This is a genomic window from Streptomyces sp. NPDC019937, from assembly GCF_040631655.1.
Lineage (GTDB): Bacteria > Actinomycetota > Actinomycetes > Streptomycetales > Streptomycetaceae > Streptomyces.
Genome location: NZ_JBEYAL010000004.1, coordinates 216818 through 237457, shown reverse-complemented (window position 1 = coordinate 237457; position 20640 = coordinate 216818). Strand labels below are relative to the sequence as shown.

Here is a 20640-nt window from a genome sequence, read left to right as displayed (position 1 = left end):
GACCGGTAAGGTCCCACTCCATGACCGCACGGCTTGCCGACATCGCAGCCCAGGCGGGGGTCAGCGAAGCCACCGTCAGCCGCGTCCTCAACGGCAGGCCGGGCGTGGCCGCGGCCACCCGCGAGTCCGTCCTCGCCGCCCTGGACGTCCTCGGCTACGAGCGGCCGGTGCGGCTGCGGCAGCGCAGCGCCGGGCTGGTGGGACTGATCACGCCCGAGCTGGAGAACCCGATATTCCCCGCGCTCGCCCAGGTGATCGGGCAAGCGCTGACCCGCCAGGGCTACACCCCGGTGCTGGCCACCCAGACCCCCGGCGGCTCGACCGAGGACGAGCTGACCGAGATGCTGGTGGACCGGGGCGTGGCCGGGATCATCTTCGTCTCGGGGCTGCACGCGGACACCTCGGCCGATATGCAGCGCTATGACCAGCTGCGTGGCCAGGGCGTGCCGTTCGTACTGGTGGACGGCTTCTCGCCGAAGGTGCGGGCGCCGTTCATCTCCCCCGACGACCGGGCGGCGATGCTGCTGGCCGTCACCCATCTGGTCTCCCTCGGGCACACCCGGATCGGGCTCGCCCTCGGGCCCAGGCGGTACGTGCCCGTGCTGCGGAAGATCGAGGGCTTCCAGCACGCGATGCGGGACCGGCTGGGCATGCCTCCCGAGGAGTCGGAGGAGCTGATCCAGCATTCGCTGTACTCCCTGGAGGGCGGTCAGGCGGCGGCGGGCGCGCTGATCGACCGGGACTGTACGGCGGTGGTGTGCGCGAGCGACATGATGGCGCTGGGCGCCATACGCGCGGCCCGCCGGCGGGAGCTGCGGGTCCCCCAGGACGTCTCGGTGGTCGGTTTCGACGACTCCCCGCTGATCGCCTTCACCGATCCGCCGCTGACCACCATCCGCAAGCCGGTGCAGTCGATGGGGCAGGCGGCGGTGCGGGCGCTGCTGGAGGAGATCGGCGGCACCCCGGCGCCGCCCAGCGAGTTCGTCTTCCTGCCCGAACTGGTCGTCCGCGGGTCGACCGCCGCGGCGCACGGCGCCCACCCGTAACGGGACACAAGCCCACCCCGTACCGGGCATAAGCGACGAAGAAGCGACCTGAGGGTGGCATCCGGATGGACGCCGTCTGGCAGACTGTTGCCCCATGGGTGAAGCGACATCTCGGACCACGGCGGGCCAAACGGCCACCCCGTCACCCATCGAGGAGCCGGAGGCGCGACGGGCCGCGGGCCGGACCGCGATGGACCGGCTGCGCGCGCCCCGCAGACCCCGGCTCTGGTTCGAGGTCGCCCTGATCGCGGCCGCCTACTGGACGTACTCCCTGATCCGCAACGCCGTCCCCGAGCAGCGCGCCGAGGCGCTGCGCAACGCGAGCTGGGTCTGGGACTGGGAGCACCGGCTCGGGATGGGCTTCGAACGCGGCGTCAACCATGCGGTCGAATCGATCAGCTGGTTGATCGTCGGCATGAACTACTACTACGCCACGCTCCACTTCATCGTGACGCTCGGCGTGCTGGTGTGGCTCTACCACTGGCATCCGGGCCGCTACGCCGCCATCCGGCTGGCCCTCTTCGCGACCACCGGCGTGGCCCTGCTCGGCTACTACCTCTTCCCGCTGGCCCCGCCCCGGCTCATGCACGGCGGTCACTTCATCGACACGGTCGTGGTGCACCACACCTGGGGCTCGATGGCCTCGGGGAACCTGGCCACCATGTCCAACCAGTACGCGGCGATGCCCTCGATGCACATCGGCTGGTCGCTGTGGTGCGGTCTGACCATCGCCACCCTGGCCCGCCCGGTGTGGGTGCGGGTGCTGGGTCTGCTGTACCCGACGGCGACGCTGCTGGTGATCGTCGCGACGGCGAACCACTTCTGGATGGACGCGGTCGGCGGCGTCGTCTGCCTGTCCTTCGGCTTCGGTCTCTCGTACGCCTGGTACGGGGCGCTGCCGTACCGGCTGCCGAAGCAGGTGACCGGGCGGCGGCGGACGCCCGAGCGGGAGGGTGAGCTGCGTACGGCCTGATCGGCGCCTGCCTGCACGGTTTGATCGTCCCCTGCCGACCCGCCATTCTGATGCACCGTGTACATCGCTGACGCCACTTCCGCCGCTCCCGCCGCTCCGGAAGCCGCTCCTGAAGCCGCTCCGGAAGTCTCGTCGGGAGTCCTGCTTCCGCGCCCCCGAGCCGCGGGGCCGCGCTTCCGGCTGGTGGCCACCGACCTCGACGGCACCCTGCTGCGCGGCGATCTGACGGTCTCGCCCCGCACCCGGGCGGCGCTGGCCGCCGCGGTCCGCGCCGGGGCGCGGCATCTGGTCGTCACCGGGCGCCCGGCCGCGTCCTGCCGGGAGTTCCTGGTGGCGATGGGCTACCGGGGGCTCGCGGTGTGCGGGCAGGGCGCGCAGCTGTACGACGCGACCGCGGACCGGCTGCTGGTCTCGGCCGCGCTCGACCGCGACCTGGCACGGTCGGTGGTGGAGCGCACCGAGGAGGCGCTGGGGGCGGGGCCGCTGGAGCTGGCCGTGGTGACCGCCGCGCCGGAGAACCGCTTCGTGGTCACGGCCGGGTTCGCCGACGGGCGGCGGCCGGGCTGGGACGAGATGGTGGAGCGCGAGGCGTTGTGGGCGCGGCCGATCGAGAAGGTGCTGATGCGCCACCGGGAGGTGGCGGACGACCGGGTCGCGGCGGCCGCGGCGCGGGTGGGCGCGGGCGAGGTGTCGGTGACGCACTCGGAGAAGGGCATGATCGAGGTGCTGCCCGCGGGCATCACCAAGGCGGTGGGGCTGGAGCTGGCCGCGGAGCGGATGGGGTTCACCCCCGCGGACACGGTCGCCTTCGGCGACATGCCGAACGACATCCCGCTGCTGGGCTGGGCCGGGTACGGGGTCGCGATGGGCAACGCCCATCCGGACCTGATCGCACTGGCCGACGAGGTGGCGCCGCGCAACGACGAGGACGGGGTGGCGGTCGTGCTGGAACGGCTGTTCGCGCACGTCGCGCCCGCTTGAATGGACCTTGTTCCCCGCTTGCCTTCCACTTGAGTGGCCCCAAGAGCCCTTGACCGTAGTTTCACAACTAAACAGAATGTCCAAGGTGCGAGCCGAACCACAGGAGCCGCGCGACAGCGCCGAGGACGACCTGCTGCTGCGCGAGGCCGAGAAGATCGTCACCGCCATCGGCCGGATGTTCCCCGGCCTGTGCGAGGTGGTGCTGCACGATCTGCGCCGCCCCGACCAGGCCATCCGGGCCATCGAGTCCAACCTCTCCGGCCGGTCGGTCGGCGACCCGGCCACCGAACTCGGCCTCGCCCGCATCGAGGACCCCGACTTCCCCGGCATCGTCCAGAACTACTCCAACCGCTTCCCCGACGGCCGCCCGGCCAAGAGCACGTCCATCGGCATCAAGAACAGCGCGGGCACCTACATCGCCGCCATCTGCCTCAACCTGGACGTCTCCCTCTTCGCCAGCGTCGCCCGCAGCCTCAACAACCTGGTCCGCACCGACGATCAGGAACAGCCCCTCCTGGAGACCCTGAGGGCCCGGACCGTCACCGAGCTGCGCACCGTCGTCGAGGAATTCGCCGCCGCCCGCGGGCACACCCCGCGCGGTCTGGGCACCGCCGCCAAGAAGGAACTCGTCCGCTCCCTCCAGACCCGCGGCTTCCTCCAGGTCAAACACTCGGTGCGGGTGGTCACCGAACTCCTCGGCGTCTCCCGCGCCACGGTCTACAACTACCTCCGCGCGCCGTGAGCGGTCTCAGTCCGGTGCGGCCGTGCACTGTTCGGCGGGCGGGTGGCCGTCCGGCCAGGCCAGCTTCTCGAACTCGATGTGCCGGTCCTTCCTGGGCGACAGCTTCACGATGGCCACCGCCTTGTCGTACGGCGTCCCGTACCCGTTGAGGCAGATCCAGCCGCCGGCCCCGCGCACCATCTGGTCCCCGTGCAGCCGTGGCCACGCCGCCGCGATGGAGTCCAGGTCCGGCACCTGCCCCTTGGTGGTGGTGCGGTTGCGGATGCCCGCGATGGCCGTCATCGCGGAGTCGTAGGTGGTGATCGTCCGGCCGTCGGCGAGCCCGGTCGGGCCGATGTCGCCGACCGCCGAGGACTTGCCACCGCCGCCGACGAGGGTGCTGAGGGCCCGGAAGTCGGCGGCCGAACCGCCCGTCGCGGGCGGGTTGCCGGTGGTCCAGGCGCTCTCGTGGGTGATGGTCGCGTACTCGACGGTCAGCCCGGCGCCGTAGGAGAAGGCGTCCCAGTCCATCGCCGGGTCGTACGCCAGCGTCGACGCGCCCGAGACCGTGACCACGCGGTAGTGCTGGTCCGCGCAGCCGCGCTTGCCCAGGGCCCTGATCAGCTGGGCGAGCGCGGGCGGGCGGCCGGAGAAGTAGATGGTGGTGGCCCGGGAGTCACAGAGGTTGTTGACCATCTGGACGAAGTCGTTCGGGATGGCCTTCGAGGAGTCGTACTGCTCGGAGTACGGCGTTCCCGTGGTCTCCGCGCGGAAGGCGGCGCGCAGCGACCTCGCGTAGAGGTCGTCCGCGTGGGTGTCCTCCACCAGGAAGGTGTCCCGGGGCTTCACCTTCAGATGGTGGGTGAGCGCCCGCGCCTGGTCGCGGTTGGACGGAACGATCTTCGCGAGGCCGGGGTATCTCCGGGGGTGCTCCCGGTCGTTGCCCAGATCGTCCGCGGTGATCGGGCCGCCCACGACCGCGATGCCCTTCTCCCTGGTCAGATAGGCGATGGTCTGTTCGGTCCGGGTGACGCTGAGGTTGAACCCGAACACCGCGCGCAGCCGGTCCTTCCCGGAGTGCGCCATCCCCGCGAGCTGGTCGGACACCTCCTTCCAACGGGTCATGTCGCGGCCGGGGTTGGCGAGCACCAGGCGGATCGACGGCTCGTCGCCGCTCTCGTGGTTCGCCCGGTACTGGGCGAGATAGGCGCCCTGGACCTCCCGCACCACCTGGGCCCGCTCCGCCACGTCGTCCTTCGTGAACGTCATCGGGATCATCAGGGCGATGGTGGCGTACGCCTTGCCGCTCTTGGTGACCTTGCTGTTCTCGGCCTTGATGCGGTCCGAGACCGGGCCCAGTTCGGCCATGAAGGAGTAGCCGCCGTCGGTGACGCCCGTGCACTCCTGGTCGCCCGGGCGCTTGTCGACCCCGGCGCCGCACGAGCGGTCGGGTGTCAGCGTGACGATGCCGACCGCCACCAGACCGCCCACGGCCAGCCCCACCAGCAGCCAGTTCAGGACCCGGCGGATCGGCGGAAGGGCGGAGTGCCGGCTCCGGACGGCTCTGAAGGGACGGGCCAGGGCGTGGGTCAGGGCGTGGATCATCGGCTACTTCCCTTGACTGGAAGATCAGGGGCCTGCACCCCGCTGACCAGGGCGTCGATCCAGCCGCCGTCGGCGATGGCGTCGACGTACGCGTTGTACGCCCGCTGGCGGCGCGGGCTGTTGCCGTAGTCGGAGCACAGCGCTTCCAGAGCGGTCCGCACATGCACCAGGTCGGCGTCCCGGTAGCTCGGCGGCACCGCCGACAGCGGCGCGGACAGCCGCCATACGGTGGCCAGCAGCAGCCGGATCGCGGCATGGACCCGCTGATCGGCGCCGGGCTCGCAGGACGCGCAGCCGGGAGCGTCGTCAGGCGGGTCCCCGGGGGCGAAACCGGCCCACGCCGGGGGCGCGGCCGCGATCAGATTGAGGTCGCCCAGCCACTCGGCGGGGGTGCGGTGCAGATACCGGTAGTGCATCGCCCGCACCACCAGGGTGTCGATGCGGCCCTGGGCGAGCGCGTGGTGCAGATAGCGCCGGTCGTGCCGGTCGGATTCGTCCGACCGCACGTCCCCGTCGTTGTAACGGGCGGCCGACAACGCGTGCAGGCCGGTCCAGCGCGCCTCGTCGGCCCCGGTTCTGAGGCGATGCAGCAGCAGCGCGCGCAGCGCCCGGTCGGTGATCAGCGGCGTCCGCTCGGAGTGCCCCGTCGGCCAGGGCCGGTGGTCCCAGTGCGGCCGCTCCAAGGTGGCGTCCCGCAGCCGTCTGACGCGCAGTTCGGGGCTGATGCCGGGCAGCGCGGCCCGGTCGGCCCGGAGCAGCCGCGCCGCGGCCTCCGCGTCCAGCGCGGGCGCGATCCGCAGCACCTCCTCCCGTATGTCCGCCTCCGGCAGCAGCCGCTCCAGCAACCGCGCGCCCACCGGCTCGGCCGAGCCGGGGACGGCAAGGGACAGCAGCCGGTCGAGGGGGAAGGGGCCCGGCTCGTCCAGCCGCGCGGTCGCGGCCCCGGCGAGCAGCAGGGCGTCGCCCGTGCGCCCGCCGCTCAGCCGGGCGATGACATCGGGCAGCGACGGCGGGTACGCGGCGTCGCCGAGCATCGAACGGATCTCCGTGTCGTCGACCTTGGGGATGCCGAGCCGCAGCAGCCACACGCGCGGCGGGCACCGCTCCGGCTTCGTCCACGGGGGCGCGTCGGTGGTGAGGGACGGCGGGGCCGAGCCGTCCCCGAGCGAGGTGGCGAAGACGACCGGAAGCATGATCCGCCCGCGCCCGCGCCACCCCCCGCTGTCCCGCGCGTACCGGTCGACGAACGGGTCGAGGAAGCGCTCGCGCAGTGCCTCGTCCACGTTGTCCAGCAGGATCAGCGGCGGATGCTGGGTCCTGCGCTTCCAGGGGCCGTACGCGCCGTTGATGTCCGCCAGCAGGGCGGCGATCAGATCGGCCTCCACCTCGGCCCGGGCCGCTCCCCCTCGGCGGAACTTCCGCACCAGCGCGAACAGCCGCTGCACGGCGTCGCCGTCGATACGGTCCAGGTGGGAGCGCCACCACGACGAGCCGTCCCGGCCGTCGTCGCTCCGGGCGAGCAGGGTGTCGGTGGCGGCGCTCAGCACCTCCTGGAGCCCCGGCACCCCGGGCAGCAGCCCCGCCACGACCCCACCCAGCGCGTTCAGCCACCGCCCGACGACCACCTTCCGCGCCTGCGGGTCGGGGTTGCGCTGCGCGAGGATGTCCCCCAACTCCTCCTCCGCCGCGACCAGATCGGCGGGCGCCACGTCGTCACGGTGCGGAGAGTCACGGTGCGGGGCGTCGCGGTCGCGCGCGTCGCGGTCGCGGGACTCCGGCCGCCACGCGCTGATCACCAGCAGCGCGGGCGCGAGCCGGGGGAAGGTCAGGGTGTGCTTGCTGCCGTCGCGTTCGTAGCCGAGCTGGTGGGAGACGGTGAAGAGCAGATTGGTCACCGGGGACGCGTTCGCGGTGTCCAGCCGGGCCCGGTCCCCCGGATCGTCGGCCGAGTACGGGGCCTCCCCCAGGTCCACCCGGGCCGTGGGCACCGAGGCGTGGTAGCCGTCGTACAGCGCGTCCAGCAGCGCCGTCTTGCCGGTGGCCCGGCCGCCGACGATCTCCACCACCGGTTCGCCCGCCGGAAACGTGCGCTTCCCCCACGGCCCGCCGCCCGGCGGCATCCCGAGCAGCGCGGGAGCCAGCGTGTCCATGACCCGACTGAGGTTGTACAGGCCGCTCCCCATCGTGCCCCCCGTGGCTCGCCCTTCCCCCGCTATACCCGGGGAACGCCCGCCTATACCAGGGCTCAGGGCGTGTCAGGCGATCCAGCGGTAGCGGTGCTCGGGGCGGCCCGTGCCGCCGTAGCGCAGGGTGACCTCGGCCTGGCCCGTATCGGCGAAGTACTCCAGATAGCGGCGCGCGCTCACCCGCGAAAAGGCGCCCACCTCGGCGCATTCGGCGGCGGACAGCCCGTCGGCGTGGGCCCGCAGGGTCCGCTCGACGAGGTCGGCGGTGTGCGAGGCCAGCCCCTTGGGCAGCTCGCGGGAGGCGCGCGGGCGCCCGCCGAAGATCTGGTCCACGTCCTCCTGCCGTGCCTCGCCGAGGGTGTCGAGCCGGGCGCGCAGGGCCGCCGCGTGCCGCAGCTGGTCCTGGAGCGCGGCCCGGTCGAACGGCTTGATCAGGTAGTGCAGCGCCCCCGCGCGCAGCGCCTCCCGCACGAGATGCGCGTCCTTGGCGGCCGTCACGAACAGGGCGTCCACGTGGTGCCCGCCGTCCTCCCTCGCGCGCAGCTCGCGCAGCACGCCGATGCCGTCCATGTCCGGCAGATAGATGTCGAGGAGCACGAGGTCGGGGCGCAGCTCATCGGCGGCGCGCAGCGCCTCGGCCCCGGTGTGCGCGACCCCGACGACGGTGAAGCCGTCCGTGGCCGCCACATAGCGGCTGTGCAGCTTGGCGACCATGAAGTCGTCCTCGACGACCAGCACTGTCGTCACCGACCGGCCCCCTTTCTCGCGACCCCTTCGTGCGACCACAACGACCACAAAATCTTTTAATACCGGAAGCGAGACAGCCCGGTAACCCATAGGCAACATGTGGCGCACCTCACAGGCAAGTCCGAAAGGTGGTGTCACCAGGTGCGACAGCGTCCGAGTCTGCCGCTGCCTTCTGCCCTGCGTACCCCGCTGGCCGTGCTCTCGGCGGCCCTGCTCGTCCTCCTCGCCCCGCCACTGCTCAGCTCCGGGGACGGCTCCGCGGGCGGTACCCACATACCGGGCCTGCGCTTCATGGTGCCCAACACTCCCGGCGGCGGCTACGACATCACCGCCCGTACGGCCGCCAAGAGCGCCGAGGACGCCGACCTCGCCAGCAACATCGAGGTCTTCAACCTCCCCGGCGCCGGCGGCACGGTCGGGCTGAGCCAGCTCGTGGCCGAGCGCGGCAACGGAAAGCTCGCGATGTCGATGGGGCTGGGCGTCGTCGGCGCCGTCCACACCAACCACGCGCCCTCCTCGCTCGCCGACACCACGCCCGTGGCCCGGCTCACGGAGGAGCCGGACATCGTGGTCGTCGCCAAGAACTCCAAGTACCGGACCTTCGAGCAGCTCCTCGCGGACTGGCGCGGGAAGCCCCACTCGCTCCCGGTGGGCGGCGGCTCCTCGCCCGGCGGGCCGGACCATCTGGCCCCCATGCTCATGGCCAAGGCCGCCGGGATCGCCCCGAAGACCGTCAACTACATCGCCTACGACGGGGGCGGCGAACTCCTCGCCTCCGTCCTCGGCGGCAAAGTCGCCTTCGGCGTCTCGGGCATCGGCGAATACCTCGACCAGATCAAGTCCGGCGATCTCCGGGTGCTCGCGGTCACCAGCGCCGAGCGGCCGAAGGGGCTCGACGCGCCGACGCTCAAGGAATCCGGGCTGGACGTGACGTTCACCAACTGGCGCGGCATCGTCGCCCCGCCCGGCCTGAGCGACAGCGAACGCGACAAGCTCACCGGCCTGATCGCGAAGCTGCACGCCTCGAAGGAGTGGAAGGACGCCGTCGAGCGCAACCAGTGGACCGACGCCTATCTGCCGGGCGAGGACTTCGGGCGCTTCCTGGACGCGCAGGACAAGCGCGTGGACACCGTGCTGAAGGAGCTGGGCCTGTGACCGACACCGCCGACACCCCCGACACCCCCGGCAGCCCCACGCTCGCCGAGCGCCTGCGCGGCCGCTCCGAACTCGGCGTCTGCGCGCTGCTGCTCGTCCTCGGCGTCCTCGTCCTCTCCGACGCCCTCACCATGGACGCCGGCTTCACCCAGCGCGGCCCGGTCGGCCCCAAGACCGTGCCGCTCGTGGTCGGCGCGGGGCTCCTCCTCGTCGCCGTCCTGCTCGCCGTGGACGTGCTGCGCGGCGGGCGGGGCGAGGCCGAGGGCGGCGAGGACATCGACCTGAGCGCGCCCGGCGACTGGCGCACCGTGCTCCTCCTCACCGGGGTCTTCCTCGGCAACGCCGTCCTCATCCAGCCCCTCGGCTTCCCCGTCTCCGGCGCGCTGCTCTTCTGGGGCTCCGCGTACGCGCTGGGCAGCCGCTCCTTCCACCGTGACCCGATCGTCGCGGCGGTCCTGTCCGTGGCCACCTTCTTCGTCTTCGACCGGCTGCTCGCGGTGCCGCTGCCCGGCGGCCCGCTGATGGGGGTGCTCTGACCGATGGATTCCCTGAACCACCTCCTCGACGGATTCGGCACCGCCCTCTCCCCCATCAACCTGCTGTGGGCGGCCGTCGGTGTGCTCCTGGGCACCGCGATCGGCGTCCTGCCCGGCATCGGCCCGGCGATGGCGGTCGCGCTGCTGCTGCCCGTCACGTACGGGCTCGATCCCACGGCCGCGTTCATCATGTTCGCGGGCATCTACTACGGCGGCATGTTCGGCGGCTCCACCACCTCCATCCTGCTCAACACCCCGGGCGAGACGGCGGCCGTGGTCGCCGCCATGGAAGGCCATCCCATGGCCAAGTCCGGGCGCGGCGCGCAGGCCCTCGCCGCCGCCGCCATCGGGCACTTCGCGGGCGGCATGATCGGCACGACGCTGCTGGTCTTCCTCGCCCCGACCGTCGCCGACCTCGCCGTCGACATCGGCGCCCCCGACTACTTCGCCATCATGGTCCTGGCGTTCGTCGCCGTGACCTCCGTCCTCGGCAGCTCCCGCATCCGCGGCTTCGCCTCCCTGCTCATCGGCCTCACCCTCGGCCTCGTCGGCCTGGACCGGCTCACCGGGCAGCAGCGACTCACCTTCGGTTCGCTGCAACTCGCCGACGGCATCGACGTCGTGATCGTCGCCGTCGGGCTCTTCGCCATCGGTGAGGCGCTGTGGGTGGCCCTGCACCTGCGCACCCGCCCCGACCAGCCCATCCCCGTCGGCCGCCCCTGGCTCGGCAAGGCCGAACTGCGCCGCACCTGGCGCCCCTGGCTGCGCGGCCCCGCCATCGGCTTCCCCTTCGGCGCGATCCCCGCGGGCGGCGCCGAAATCCCCACCTTCCTCTCCTACGTCACGGAGAAGCGGCTCTCCAAGCACCGCGACGAGTTCGGCAAGGGCGCCATCGAGGGCGTCGCGGGCCCCGAGTCGGCGGCCTCCGCGTCCGCCGCGGGCACGCTCGTCTCCATGCTCACCCTCGGCCTGCCCACCACCGCCGTCGCCGCGGTGATGCTGGCCGCGTTCCAGCAGTACGGCATCCAGCCCGGCCCGCTGCTCTTCGAACGCGAACCGGACCTCGTCTGGGGACTCATCGCCTCCCTCTTCATCGCCATGGGCCTGCTGATCGTCCTCAACCTGCCCCTGGCCCCGGTCTGGGCCAAGCTGCTCCGCATCCCCCGCCCCTACCTGTACGCGGGCATCCTCTTCTTCGCGGCCGTCGGCGCGTACGCGGTCGGCGGCGAGCCGCTGGACCTGGTCATCCTGCTCATCATCGGCCTGCTGGGCCTGCTGATGCGGCGCTACGGACTCCCCGTCCTGCCCGCCGTCATCGGCGTCATCCTCGGCCCCGGCGCGGAACTCCAGCTGCGCCGCGCGCTCCAGATCAGCGACGGCAGCCTCACGGGCCTGGTCAACACGCCGTTCGCGGTGACCGTGTACGTGGTGATCGCCCTGATCGTGGCCTGGCCGGCGATCCGGAAGCTGCTCCCGGTGGCGAGGACGGGAGCCTGAGGTGCCGACGTCCCGGCCTTGCTCCGCGGAGCGGGCCGGGGCAGCATCCCCGAGCATGGGACACCCTGCCGAAACCCTCCGCAACGGCCCCGTCGAACTGCGCCGTTGGCGTGCGCGCGACCTCGAGCCCTTGCGCCGGGCGATCGAGGAATCGCTTGATCACCTCACACCGTGGATGCCCTGGGCCGCCGTCCAGGAGCGGCAGCAGACGGCCGCGTACCTGGAGCGGAGCGAGAGGGAGTGGGATGCGGGCGAGGTCTACGGCTACGCCATCGTCACAGAAGACACGGTGGTCGGCAGTTGCGGGCTCGCACGCCGGATCGGTCCCGGCGGGCTCGACATCGGCTACTGGCTCCACCCCGCGTGGACCGGCCGGGGCCTGGCCACGCTGGCGGTGGCGGCGCTGGTCCAGCAAGGGTTCGCACTGCCGGGGATCGACCGGCTCGAGATCGTCCACGACGAGGCCAACGGGCCCAGCGCCGCCATCCCGCGCCGCCTGGGCTTCACCGAGGCCGCACGTCACCAGGTCCCCGGCGGCCCGGCCGCCCCCGGCGAGGTGGGAGTCGATGTGATCTGGCGGATGCACAAGCCGACCACCGCGTGAGCGGAACGGGCCCCATACCCCGCGCTTCTGCCCACCAGAAGAACCAGCTCTTGGACGTATGGTCCCGGCGGCCGTCACTCTGACATTCATGGAGACCACGGGGAACGTCAGGGACGCGATCGCGGCCGAACGGCAGGAGCTGGCCGACCTGTTGGACACCCTCACCCCCGCGCAGTGGGACGCCCCCTCACTGTGCGCCGGGTGGCGGGTCCGGGAGGTGGCGGCGCACATGTCGCAGGGATTCCGCTACCCGCTGCCCCGCACCCTGCTCGAACTCCTCAAGGCGCGCGGCAGCCTGCACCGGATGACCGACCGCCTCGCCCGCGCGGACGCGGCCACCGCCTCGACGGACCAGCTGGCCGCGTACCTGCGCGACAACGCCCACCACCCGTGGAAGCCCCCGGTCGGCGGTATCACTGCGGCGCTGGGCCACGACGTGATCCACGGCCTGGACATCACGGTCGCGCTGGGCCTGGACCGCCGGGTCCCGGAGGCCCGCCTGCGCCCCCTCCTGGCGGCCATCGCCCCCAGAACCCTGACGTTCTTCGGCGCCGACCTCGCCGGCGTCCAACTCCGCGCCGACGACCTCGACTGGTCCTACGGCACCGGAACTCCCCTGACCGGCGCCGCCCAGCACCTCCTGCTGGTCGCCTACGGCCGCAAGCTTCCGCCGGGCCACCTCCACGGCGAAGCCGGCGGCCGATTCGTCACCGCCTGAGGACAAGTTCGACACTTGCGGTTTCAGGAGGGGTGGGCTCGCTCCCAGGCCTCGCGGACTTCCGCAGGGACACGCCCGCGAAAGGGCACCTTGTAGCCGTTGGCGCGGCCCCACTCCCGGATGACCTCAAGGTCGACGGAGGACTTGGGCGGGGTCTGCGTGGGCTGCCGGGCGCTTGGTGTTGCGCGGGTGAATCCGACTGGTTCGTCAAGGAGGTCATCGGGGAACTGCGGGACGGTCGTTTCCCCACTCAGGACGGAGAAAAGGAATTCGGTAATCGTCCCGTCGAAGGTGAACCACCTCGGTCCACGCGCCTCGTTCACGGCAATACGCCAGGCGTCAGGGGCATCATTTGGATCGGCGATCCAGAAGAGATAGTTACCGTTGTCGGTGACACCCATGGTGAAGAGGTAACGCGGATCGTACGGCACAGGATAGGTGCCCCGGTCGTAGTCGAGTTGCAGCTGCTCTCTGATCCTGGCGGGCATGGGGCCGGTGAGGTCGACGTATTCGGTGTGGCCGTGCGGGTGGTAGACGTGGAGGAAGTCGGCGAACCTGCCGGTGCCGTATGTGCCCGCGAGCTGCTTGTAATCGGTAGGCAGCCTCAATCCGAGGGCGGCTTCGACGGTGTCCCAGTCGATCGGGAGTGGCCGATCGGCAGGTGGTGGGCAGAGTCGGGTGAGTGCGTTGATGGCGTTCACGGAGTCCCTAGGCGACGTCGGTGCTGTTGTTCCGTGTGATCAGGGTTCTCGAAATCGGCGCGGATATGGAATCCGCCGTCCCCGTCTGCCTCCATAGTGATCCACTTGGGAACAGAGTCCTTCTTGTCGTCTGTGTACTCAAGATAGACGCTGTACTGGACGATCTGGCCGGGGATGCCGCGAGCTGGGTCGCCCGCCACAGCACGGTATATCGCATCCTCCACCTTTGACATATCGGGAGTGTTGGTGGGATTCTGCGTGATGGTGAACAAATTATCCAGAGTGTCTCCGGATCCGCCGAGCCTGTTCGCCAGCATGTGCCCACGCGCGTGACCCTCGTCGCCGTGGATAAAACCGGGTGGCCTTAGTGAATTTCTTGCGTCGGTCCCTTCGTCGAGCATGTCCCGAGTAATGGTTGCATGCATCTCGAAGGGACGCTTCGTGCCGTCTTCCCGGACGAACTGCACGCGCCCGCCCCACGTGGGGTCGGCCTCGCATCCGGCGAGACCGAGCGGGTCGATCAGGGTTAAGGGGTTGGCGACGTAGGCGTAGTGGTTGGCCGCGGGGGCGAGGCCGAGTGGGTCGGGGGTGATGTACCGGCCCAGGCCGGGGTCGTAGTAGCGGTTGACGTTGTAGTGCAGGCCCGTTTCGGCGTCGAAGTACTGGCCGGGCCAGCGCAAGGGGGTGTAGGCGGTGCTGCCACGGCTCCGCTGGGTGGCGCCCCACGCGGTAGCGCGGGTCCGCCAGGCGAGGGAACCGTCAGGGGCGAGGAGTTCGGTGGGACTCCCGGACAGATCGCTGACGATCGCGAAGAACCGGCGATCGATCTCCCGCTGCTCGCTGTCGGTCTTCCGCTCGCGCTGTGCCAGCGGTCGCAGCCCGGTGTAGTCCCAGACGAGCGTGGTGTCGTCCGTGCGCTGCTCGGCCAGCTGGGCCCCGTCCCAGCAGTAGTCCATGGCCTCGACGGTTCTGCCTTCGTCGTCCAGACGGCGTTTACCGATCCGGCGGCCGGTCGCGTCGTAGACATAGCGCCACCGGACCCCGCCAGGGGCCTCGACGTGGGTGAGCCGGTCCTCGGCATCCCATGTGAAGTGCCAGGTGAGACGCTTGCCGCTGAGGGTGGTCATCTGGCGTAATGTGATGCGGCCCTGTGCGTCATAGCCGTACCGGGTCCGCCCGGCGCGGGTGAGGCGCGTGCCGTCGTAGACCCGGTCGCCGGCGCTCTCCTGGCCCGGTGCGCGTGCGGGCAGCGCGGTATGGGTCTGGTCGCCGGCGGTGTTGTACGCGTACTGCTCACTCCACCCGCGCGCTTGGACCGCGGTGATTCGGCTTGCCGCGTCGAGCGTGTAGGTGCGGCGGCCCGAGAGGCTGTCGTCGATGGCGACGGGAGCGCCATCGGCCTGGTAGGTGAAGGCCCGCTCCAGAAGGTCGGCCTCGGTGGTGCTGACCTTCTGGTGGACGAGCCGGCCCACCGGATCCCAGTCCTGGCGGAGAGCGAGACCGTTGTCCAGGTGGCGTGCGGTCTCACGTCCCAGGGGGTCCCGGTCGAAGTGGAAGGTGTGGTCCCCGGCCGTGTAGGCGGCCAGCCCACTGTGGGTGTACGCGAGGGTGCTGTCGGCTCCGGACGGGGTGCGCCGGTGGGTGCGGCGGCCGAGTGCGTCGTAGGCGAGGGTGAGGGTGCGGCCGTTGACGGTCTCGGCGACCACGCGTCCAGCCCGGTCATGGTCGAGTGTGATGCGGGCGTGGGGGTTCGTGATCTCGCGGACGTGGCCGGTCTCGTCGTAAGCGATGGAGGAGAGGGAGCCGTCGTCGTGCTGGAGCCCGGTGACCCGGCCGAGGACATCGCGTTGGTAGGTCAGGCTCTGTCCGGCGGCATTGGTGCGGCGTACCAGGCGGCCAACGGCGTCGTGCTCGTAGGAGAGGGTGCGGCCGTCGAAGTCCGTCTCCGCTATCAGGCGACCCGCCGCGTCATAGGTGTACTGCCACTCCAGTCCCTGCGGGTTGGTGACCTTCGTCAGGCGCAGCTCCGTGTCGTGGGTGTACTGGTAGGTACCCCCGTCCTGGGCCTGGGTGGTGGCGGCGCGGTCGAAGTGGGTGACCGTCTGCGCGGTGGTCCGGCCCATGCGGTCGGTGTGCGTCAGAAGGTTGCCTTCGCCGTCCCATGTCCACACTTCACGGGTGCCGTCGGCCAACTCACGCCAAGCGGGCTTCCCTTCGACGGTCCACTCCTGGCGCACGCTGCCGCCCAGGGCGTCGGTGACGGTGGTGATGCGGCCGAAGGGATCCCGGCTGCAGGTGGCCGTTGTGCCGTCCGGTGCGGTGATGTGCATGGGGAGACCGGCCCGGTTCGTGGCGAACCGGGTGACGTCGCCGACCGCGTTGCGTAGGGCGGTCAGGTGTCCGCGGTGGTTGAACTCGTACTCGGTCCGCGCTCCTGTCGGCTCGATGGATGCCGTGAGGTTGCCGCGGTCGTCGTAGACGTAACCGTGCTGGATGCCGCCGCGCTCGATGACCTCGATCGGCAGGCGCAAGGCGTTGTACGTGGCCGTGGTGCGCACCCCGTCGGGGGCGATCAGGCCGACGACGCAACCGTGGGTGTCGCGTTCGAGGCGGGTGGTGTGGCCGAGGGCGTCGGTCTGCGCCAGGAGCCTGTCGTAGAGGTCGAACTCGAAGCGAGTGGTCGCGCCCAGCGGGTCGGTTTCAGCGACGACCTGCAGTCGTTCGTTGAGCTGGTAAACGCTCGTCGCGCCCGTGGAGTCGGTGTAGTGGGTTGTCCGCGCCTCGGTGTCGTAGGTGAAGGCGGAGGAGAGGTATCCGTCCGGGCCGGTGGTGCGGGCGATGCGTCCTGCCGTGTCGTAGAGGTACTGGTAGGTGGAGTTGTTGCGGTCGGTCCATGAGGTGATGCGGCCGTCCGGGTCGTAGGTGAACCGCAGCGGCAGGCCGCTGGAGTTGGTGACCGCGTCGAGGTTGCCCTGCTCGTCGTAGCCGTAGGTCATGACGGTGACCGGACCGTCTGGGGTGCGCAGGGCGAGTTCGCGTATTCGGCTGTCCTGGACGTTCAGCAGCGCCTGGTAGCCGCCGTCGTGCGTGACGGCGATCGGGGAGCCGTCACCGCGGCGGTCGAAGGCGATCCGGTTGTTGTTGCGGTCCTCGATTTCGCTGAGCCAGTAGGCGATGGACGCGCTGTAGGGGCTGCCCGTGAACCACCTGGTCAGCCCGGTGTCCGGGTCGGTGATGCGATAGCTGGTCTCGGCGTTGCTCTCCTCGCCGAACGACAGCGGCAGCCGTGGCCCTTCCAGCGGCATGACCGGCTCGGGGTCCTGCGGACGTGGCAGGCGTGGGTAGACCAGGAGCGAGCCGTCCTCACGGGCCCAGATGGCGCCGCCACCAAGCGGGTCGAGTTCGATGCGCTCGTCGAGTGTGGAGGCCCAGCTCCTGCCGAACCATTGGCCGTAGCGGTAGCTGGAGATGTGGGTGCGCCGCAGGACGAGGGGCAGCACGCCGGGCAGGGCCAGGTCCGTCTGGGGCAGCACCATCTCGCCCGACGCCAGGTCGACCGGATCGGTCAGGCAGCGCCGCTTGTTGAGCGGGATGCCCTTGCCTCGCGGGTCGTCCTTGGCGTCGCGCAGCGAGTTGGGTTTGACGTGGGAGGCGCCGCCCTTGCCGCCCTTGGGGGCTTGCCGGCCGTCGTCGTCGCGCCTCTTCTTGCCGAAGGTCGCGCCGATGTCGATGTCGTTGTTCTTGTTGTCGGTGGAGATCTGCTTGACGGCCTTGGGCAGCTTGGTGCTGACGTGGTCGCCCATGGTCTTGAGCGCCTTCTCCAGGGCGTCCATGGCCTTGTCCGCGACCGGGTCGATGGCCTCCGCGATGCTGTCCCGCCCACGCGTGCGACCGTGATGCGATTTCGCCTTGCTCAGCTTTCCGGCGGTCTTGGTATGGAAGTTGACGCTCAGGCCGCTGAGCTGGGTGGAGGCGTGGTCGTGCTCGCCGTGGTCGATGCGCAGGCCCTTGGCGTTGCCGCCACCGCCACCAGCAGGGGCTCCCGCGGAGGCCAGGTGCATGCCCTCCTTCGCTCCCTGCACCCCGTCCTTGAAGCCCTCCTTGCCCGCCTGCTGCGCCTGCCCCAGATCCACGCCGTCCCGCAACCCCATGGCGGTGGCGCCCACTTGGACCACCAGGTCGGCGGCAAGGTTTTCCAGCGCGGCCACGGCCGGTTCGGTCAGGGCCGCGACGATGTAGCCGACCGCCTCCTCCGCGCACTCCTTGATCAGGCGCCGCACCGCCTCCTGCGTCGCCCGTATCGCCCCCGCACCCAGCAGCGCCGACAGACCACCGGTCACCGGGATCAGCGACAGCGCGATACCGGCCTCACTGGCCAGATACCCGAGCTGGACGATGGCCGCGCCCTTCATCCCCTCGACCGCCGTCGCGGCCGTGTCCAGCGCACCGGCGATCGTGCGCGCCGCCGACGCGATGTCCTTGATGTGGGTGCCCTTGACCTTGCCCCAATGGAGATTGAGCGCGTCCAGCGCCTCCCCGTACCCCGACGACAGCAGCCGCTCCACATGACCGTTGGCCAGCTGCCCGTCGTCCTCGAGGTCTTCGGCGAACTCCCGCAGCGAGTCCGCCATGTCGCGGTACGCGTCCTCGTCGATGTTCGGCCACGAAACGCCGATCACATCCAGCAGCGTGTCGGCCCAGTCCGGCACCGTGACGGCCACGTAGCCCATCCCCCCGATTGTGCATGTGTGTTCGCTGAAAATAAGTGCGAACTAAGTTTCACATCTATCCACTTCCGACCGCAGAAGGCGCACCGGGAGCCCCTGGGTAGGATCAGCCCCCACACGGGGGACGGGGATGGACGATGAGGCGATTCGTACGCGCGCGCCGCAGGACCGCTTGGGCGGGTGTCGCCATCGCGGTGGCGGTGGCGGCGGGGTTGGGTACGTGGGCCACGGGCACGTGGCCGTTCGACGGCGGGGACACGTACTGCTGGGGCGCGTGGGAAGAGGACAGCGGGCCTAAGTTCCTGAGCGGTGAGGCCGAGCGTGCGGCCGAGGAGACCGCGCCGACCGCGGGGCGGCCGCGCGGCCGGTGCACCGTCGCGCTGCGTGCCGAGGACGTCGGCAGTGATGGCGAGAAGAACGTCGACACGACCGAGATCAGGGTCGGTTACGGCCCCGCGCCCGAGGGTGCCGCGCGGCGTATGACGTGGATCGGCGGGTATCTCAACGGCCGTGCGATGCCGCTGCCGGACGGGCTGCCGGGCGTCACGGACGGCAAGCACGCGCTGTTGGTGCTGCCCGAGCGGTGCGACACGCGGGACGGACGGCCGACCGCCGTCACCCTGGACGCGAAGGCGGAAACGACCTGGAGCGGCCGCACGTTGCCGGCCGACCCGGGGCTCGGCGACGCCCGTTCCGTGGCCGAGCTGCTGGTGGCGGCCGCCAACCGGGGTATGGAGGCGGCGGGGTGCGCCGCGTCGGAGCCGCTGCGGGTCGTCTCGCCGGTGCTCACCCTGCCCGAGGACGTGGAGTCCTTCCGTTCCCCCATGTGCCGGATCAGGGGACTGGACCTCGGCGCGGCGGCGGAGGACCTGGAGTACCAGGTCGGTGCGGTCACCCGGGACCTCCAGTTCTGTTCGGTGCGGACAAGGCCCGGCGGTGACCCGTACTTCGACGCCCTGATGGTCGCCCAGCCACGGCTCTCCGCGCTGTTCGACGGCGCCACGGGCGGCAAGGCGCCCGCGCGTGGCTGGCGCGGCACGGGGGTGTTCGCCGACGACTACAAGGTCGTACGGGCCGACTGCGCGGGGCGCCCCGCCACCTTCGCGATGCTGGCCCCGTCCCTGCGGCGCCAGACCGCACCGCACTTCGTCGCCTTCACCAACGCCGTGACCCGACGCATCGGTTGCGCGCCCGTCGCACCCGGGGGGTCCGGCCGATGACCGACGTGGACAGCGGCGAGGACAACCGGTGGTGGCGGCGTCTGACCCGCGGACGGCTGCGGCTCGCCGTGACCATGGGGGTGGCCGGAGCCGTCGCCGGGGCGCTGCTCGGCGGCGCGGGGGTCGCCTGGCAGGCGGAGACGGGCCCGTTCGCGGACGACCGGGCCTGCTGGGGCGCGCTCGCCGGGGACGACGTGGCGGCGCTGTTCGACGGCAAGACGGACATCGAGACGTCCGAAGTGCCCCTCACCACCGGCCGCGCGGGCAGTGAGGGACCGTCGGGCATCTGCCGTCTCACCTCGCCGCGCGGCTGGCGGATCACCGTCCAGGCGCACCGGCTGGACTCCCGGTTCGGCGGGGCGGGCGACCGGTGGGCCGATGAGTACCTGTCCTCCCGGCTCACTCCGCTGGGCGGCGGCCTGCTGGGCATGGCCTCGGACACCCGGGCGTGGCTGGCGGTGCCCGAGGGCTGTGCCGGCCGGCAGGCCGATATCGACGGCCCCGTGGTGATCGACATGGATGCGGGCTGGACCATCTACGACGACGAGGTCAACACCGCGGCCCGCGATCGGCTCGCCCGCGCGGTGGTGAAGCTCGTCAACGGCTACATGGCCGACCGGAGGTGTTCCGGCACCCTGGCCGACCCGGTGGACCGGTTGCCGAAGCCGGCGCGGTTCCTGGACGAGAAGCCGGACGCCCTGTGCGGTATCGAGGGGCTGCGGTTCCCCGGCGCGGGCGAGCGCGACGCGCTGGGCCGTCCCATGGTGACCCGGGGCGCGGGCCCGGTGCGCACCTGCGACCGCCATGTGCTCTTCGGCCACCCCGAACTGCGGCTGATGACGGTCGAGGACCCACGGCTGGCCGCGCTCTACGGGCCCCTGTCCCTGGACGGCGCCGCCCACCGGATCAGGGCCCGTGGCCAGGACGGAACCGGGTTCGTCCGCGACGACCTGGGCCTGTTCCAGGCCGAGTGCCAGACCGGGGACGTCACCTTCCTGGTGCGGGCGGACGACGGCAGCCGTCCCGGTGCCATCCGGGCGCTCCTCCCCCGCTATGTGGCCGCGGAAGCCGACCGCATCGGCTGCGGGCCGCTCCGTATCACCGTGCCCGGGGACGCCTGACGGGCCGGGGCTCCGGCCCTCCCGGAGGGGGCCGGACCTGCCGCCGTGCGGGGCTCGTCGCTTAGGCTCGGCAGCGGGCCTTGATCACGGCAGGGCGTGGGA

General features: G+C 71.3%; 16 protein-coding genes. 11 read left to right on the top strand and 5 right to left on the bottom strand.

Annotation, left to right across the window (positions count from 1 at the left end):
* The first annotated feature begins 20 nt into the window (after positions 1-20).
* The 4 genes from ABZ562_RS05370 (at position 21) to ABZ562_RS05355 (ending at position 3742) form a co-directional block, all read left to right on the top strand.
* Positions 21-1046: a LacI family DNA-binding transcriptional regulator gene (locus tag ABZ562_RS05370; RefSeq protein WP_055550944.1), complete on the top strand. Its 1026-nt coding sequence runs from the start codon at positions 21-23 to the stop codon at positions 1044-1046.
* A gap of 94 nt (positions 1047-1140) precedes the next feature.
* The gene (locus ABZ562_RS05365) at positions 1141-2019 is read left to right on the top strand and encodes a phosphatase PAP2 family protein (RefSeq protein WP_361474343.1); all 879 of its coding nucleotides are present in this window, start codon (positions 1141-1143) and stop codon (positions 2017-2019) included.
* 180 nt (positions 2020-2199) lie between these two features.
* Positions 2200-3000 carry a Cof-type HAD-IIB family hydrolase gene (locus ABZ562_RS05360; protein WP_361474541.1) on the top strand — a complete coding sequence of 267 codons (801 nt, stop codon included), beginning with the start codon at positions 2200-2202 and terminating at the stop codon, positions 2998-3000.
* A gap of 85 nt (positions 3001-3085) precedes the next feature.
* A complete protein-coding gene (locus ABZ562_RS05355; RefSeq protein WP_361474340.1) occupies positions 3086-3742 on the top strand; it encodes a PAS domain-containing protein in 657 nt (218 codons plus the stop codon).
* Positions 3743-3748: 6 nt separating this feature from the next.
* On the opposite strand, the gene ABZ562_RS05350 is transcribed toward ABZ562_RS05355, so the two are convergent.
* From ABZ562_RS05350 to ABZ562_RS05340, 3 genes are all read right to left on the bottom strand, one after another.
* Positions 3749-5326 (bottom strand): hypothetical protein, encoded by a 1578-nt coding sequence (locus tag ABZ562_RS05350; protein ID WP_361474337.1) that lies wholly within the window; start codon positions 5324-5326, stop codon positions 3749-3751.
* Positions 5323-7476 (bottom strand): hypothetical protein, encoded by a 2154-nt coding sequence (locus ABZ562_RS05345; protein ID WP_361474334.1) that lies wholly within the window; start codon positions 7474-7476, stop codon positions 5323-5325. The genes ABZ562_RS05350 and ABZ562_RS05345 overlap by 4 nt, the downstream gene beginning before the upstream one ends.
* 105 nt (positions 7477-7581) lie before the next feature.
* The gene (locus ABZ562_RS05340) at positions 7582-8259 is read right to left on the bottom strand and encodes a response regulator (protein WP_361474331.1); all 678 of its coding nucleotides are present in this window, start codon (positions 8257-8259) and stop codon (positions 7582-7584) included.
* Between the two features lie 159 nt (positions 8260-8418).
* Here ABZ562_RS05340 and ABZ562_RS05335 point away from each other — a divergent pair, with 159 nt between their 5' ends.
* The 5 genes from ABZ562_RS05335 to ABZ562_RS05315 all read left to right on the top strand — a co-directional run bounded on the left by ABZ562_RS05335 (position 8419) and on the right by ABZ562_RS05315 (position 12769).
* On the top strand, positions 8419-9414 hold the full coding sequence (locus tag ABZ562_RS05335) for a tripartite tricarboxylate transporter substrate-binding protein (protein WP_361474538.1): 996 nt from the start codon (positions 8419-8421) through the stop codon (positions 9412-9414).
* Between the two features lie 53 nt (positions 9415-9467).
* Positions 9468-9950 (top strand): tripartite tricarboxylate transporter TctB family protein, encoded by a 483-nt coding sequence (locus ABZ562_RS05330; protein ID WP_361474535.1) that lies wholly within the window; start codon positions 9468-9470, stop codon positions 9948-9950.
* 3 nt (positions 9951-9953) lie between these two features.
* Positions 9954-11447 (top strand): tripartite tricarboxylate transporter permease, encoded by a 1494-nt coding sequence (locus tag ABZ562_RS05325; protein WP_361474328.1) that lies wholly within the window; start codon positions 9954-9956, stop codon positions 11445-11447.
* A gap of 55 nt (positions 11448-11502) precedes the next feature.
* Entirely contained in the window at positions 11503-12051 is a 549-nt protein-coding gene (locus tag ABZ562_RS05320; protein WP_361474325.1) for a GNAT family N-acetyltransferase, read from the top strand.
* Positions 12052-12139: 88 nt separating this feature from the next.
* Positions 12140-12769, top strand: a complete 630-nt coding sequence (locus ABZ562_RS05315; protein WP_361474322.1) for a maleylpyruvate isomerase family mycothiol-dependent enzyme — start codon at positions 12140-12142, stop codon at positions 12767-12769.
* Between the two features lie 23 nt (positions 12770-12792).
* Here the strand turns inward: ABZ562_RS05315 and ABZ562_RS05310 are convergent, their stop codons facing one another.
* Positions 12793-13470, bottom strand: a complete 678-nt coding sequence (locus tag ABZ562_RS05310) for a histone-like nucleoid-structuring protein Lsr2 (RefSeq protein ID WP_361474319.1) — start codon at positions 13468-13470, stop codon at positions 12793-12795.
* Entirely contained in the window at positions 13467-18200 is a 4734-nt protein-coding gene (locus tag ABZ562_RS05305) for an RHS repeat-associated core domain-containing protein (RefSeq protein ID WP_361474316.1), read from the bottom strand. Before ABZ562_RS05305 ends, ABZ562_RS05310 begins: the two co-directional genes overlap by 4 nt.
* A gap of 134 nt (positions 18201-18334) precedes the next feature.
* On the opposite strand from ABZ562_RS05305, the gene ABZ562_RS05300 reads away from it, so the two are divergent.
* Positions 18335-19417 (top strand): hypothetical protein, encoded by a 1083-nt coding sequence (locus tag ABZ562_RS05300; protein ID WP_361474314.1) that lies wholly within the window; start codon positions 18335-18337, stop codon positions 19415-19417.
* The gene (locus ABZ562_RS05295; RefSeq protein WP_361474312.1) at positions 19414-20538 is read left to right on the top strand and encodes a hypothetical protein; all 1125 of its coding nucleotides are present in this window, start codon (positions 19414-19416) and stop codon (positions 20536-20538) included. The genes ABZ562_RS05300 and ABZ562_RS05295 overlap by 4 nt, the downstream gene beginning before the upstream one ends.
* Positions 20539-20640: the final 102 nt, after the last annotated feature.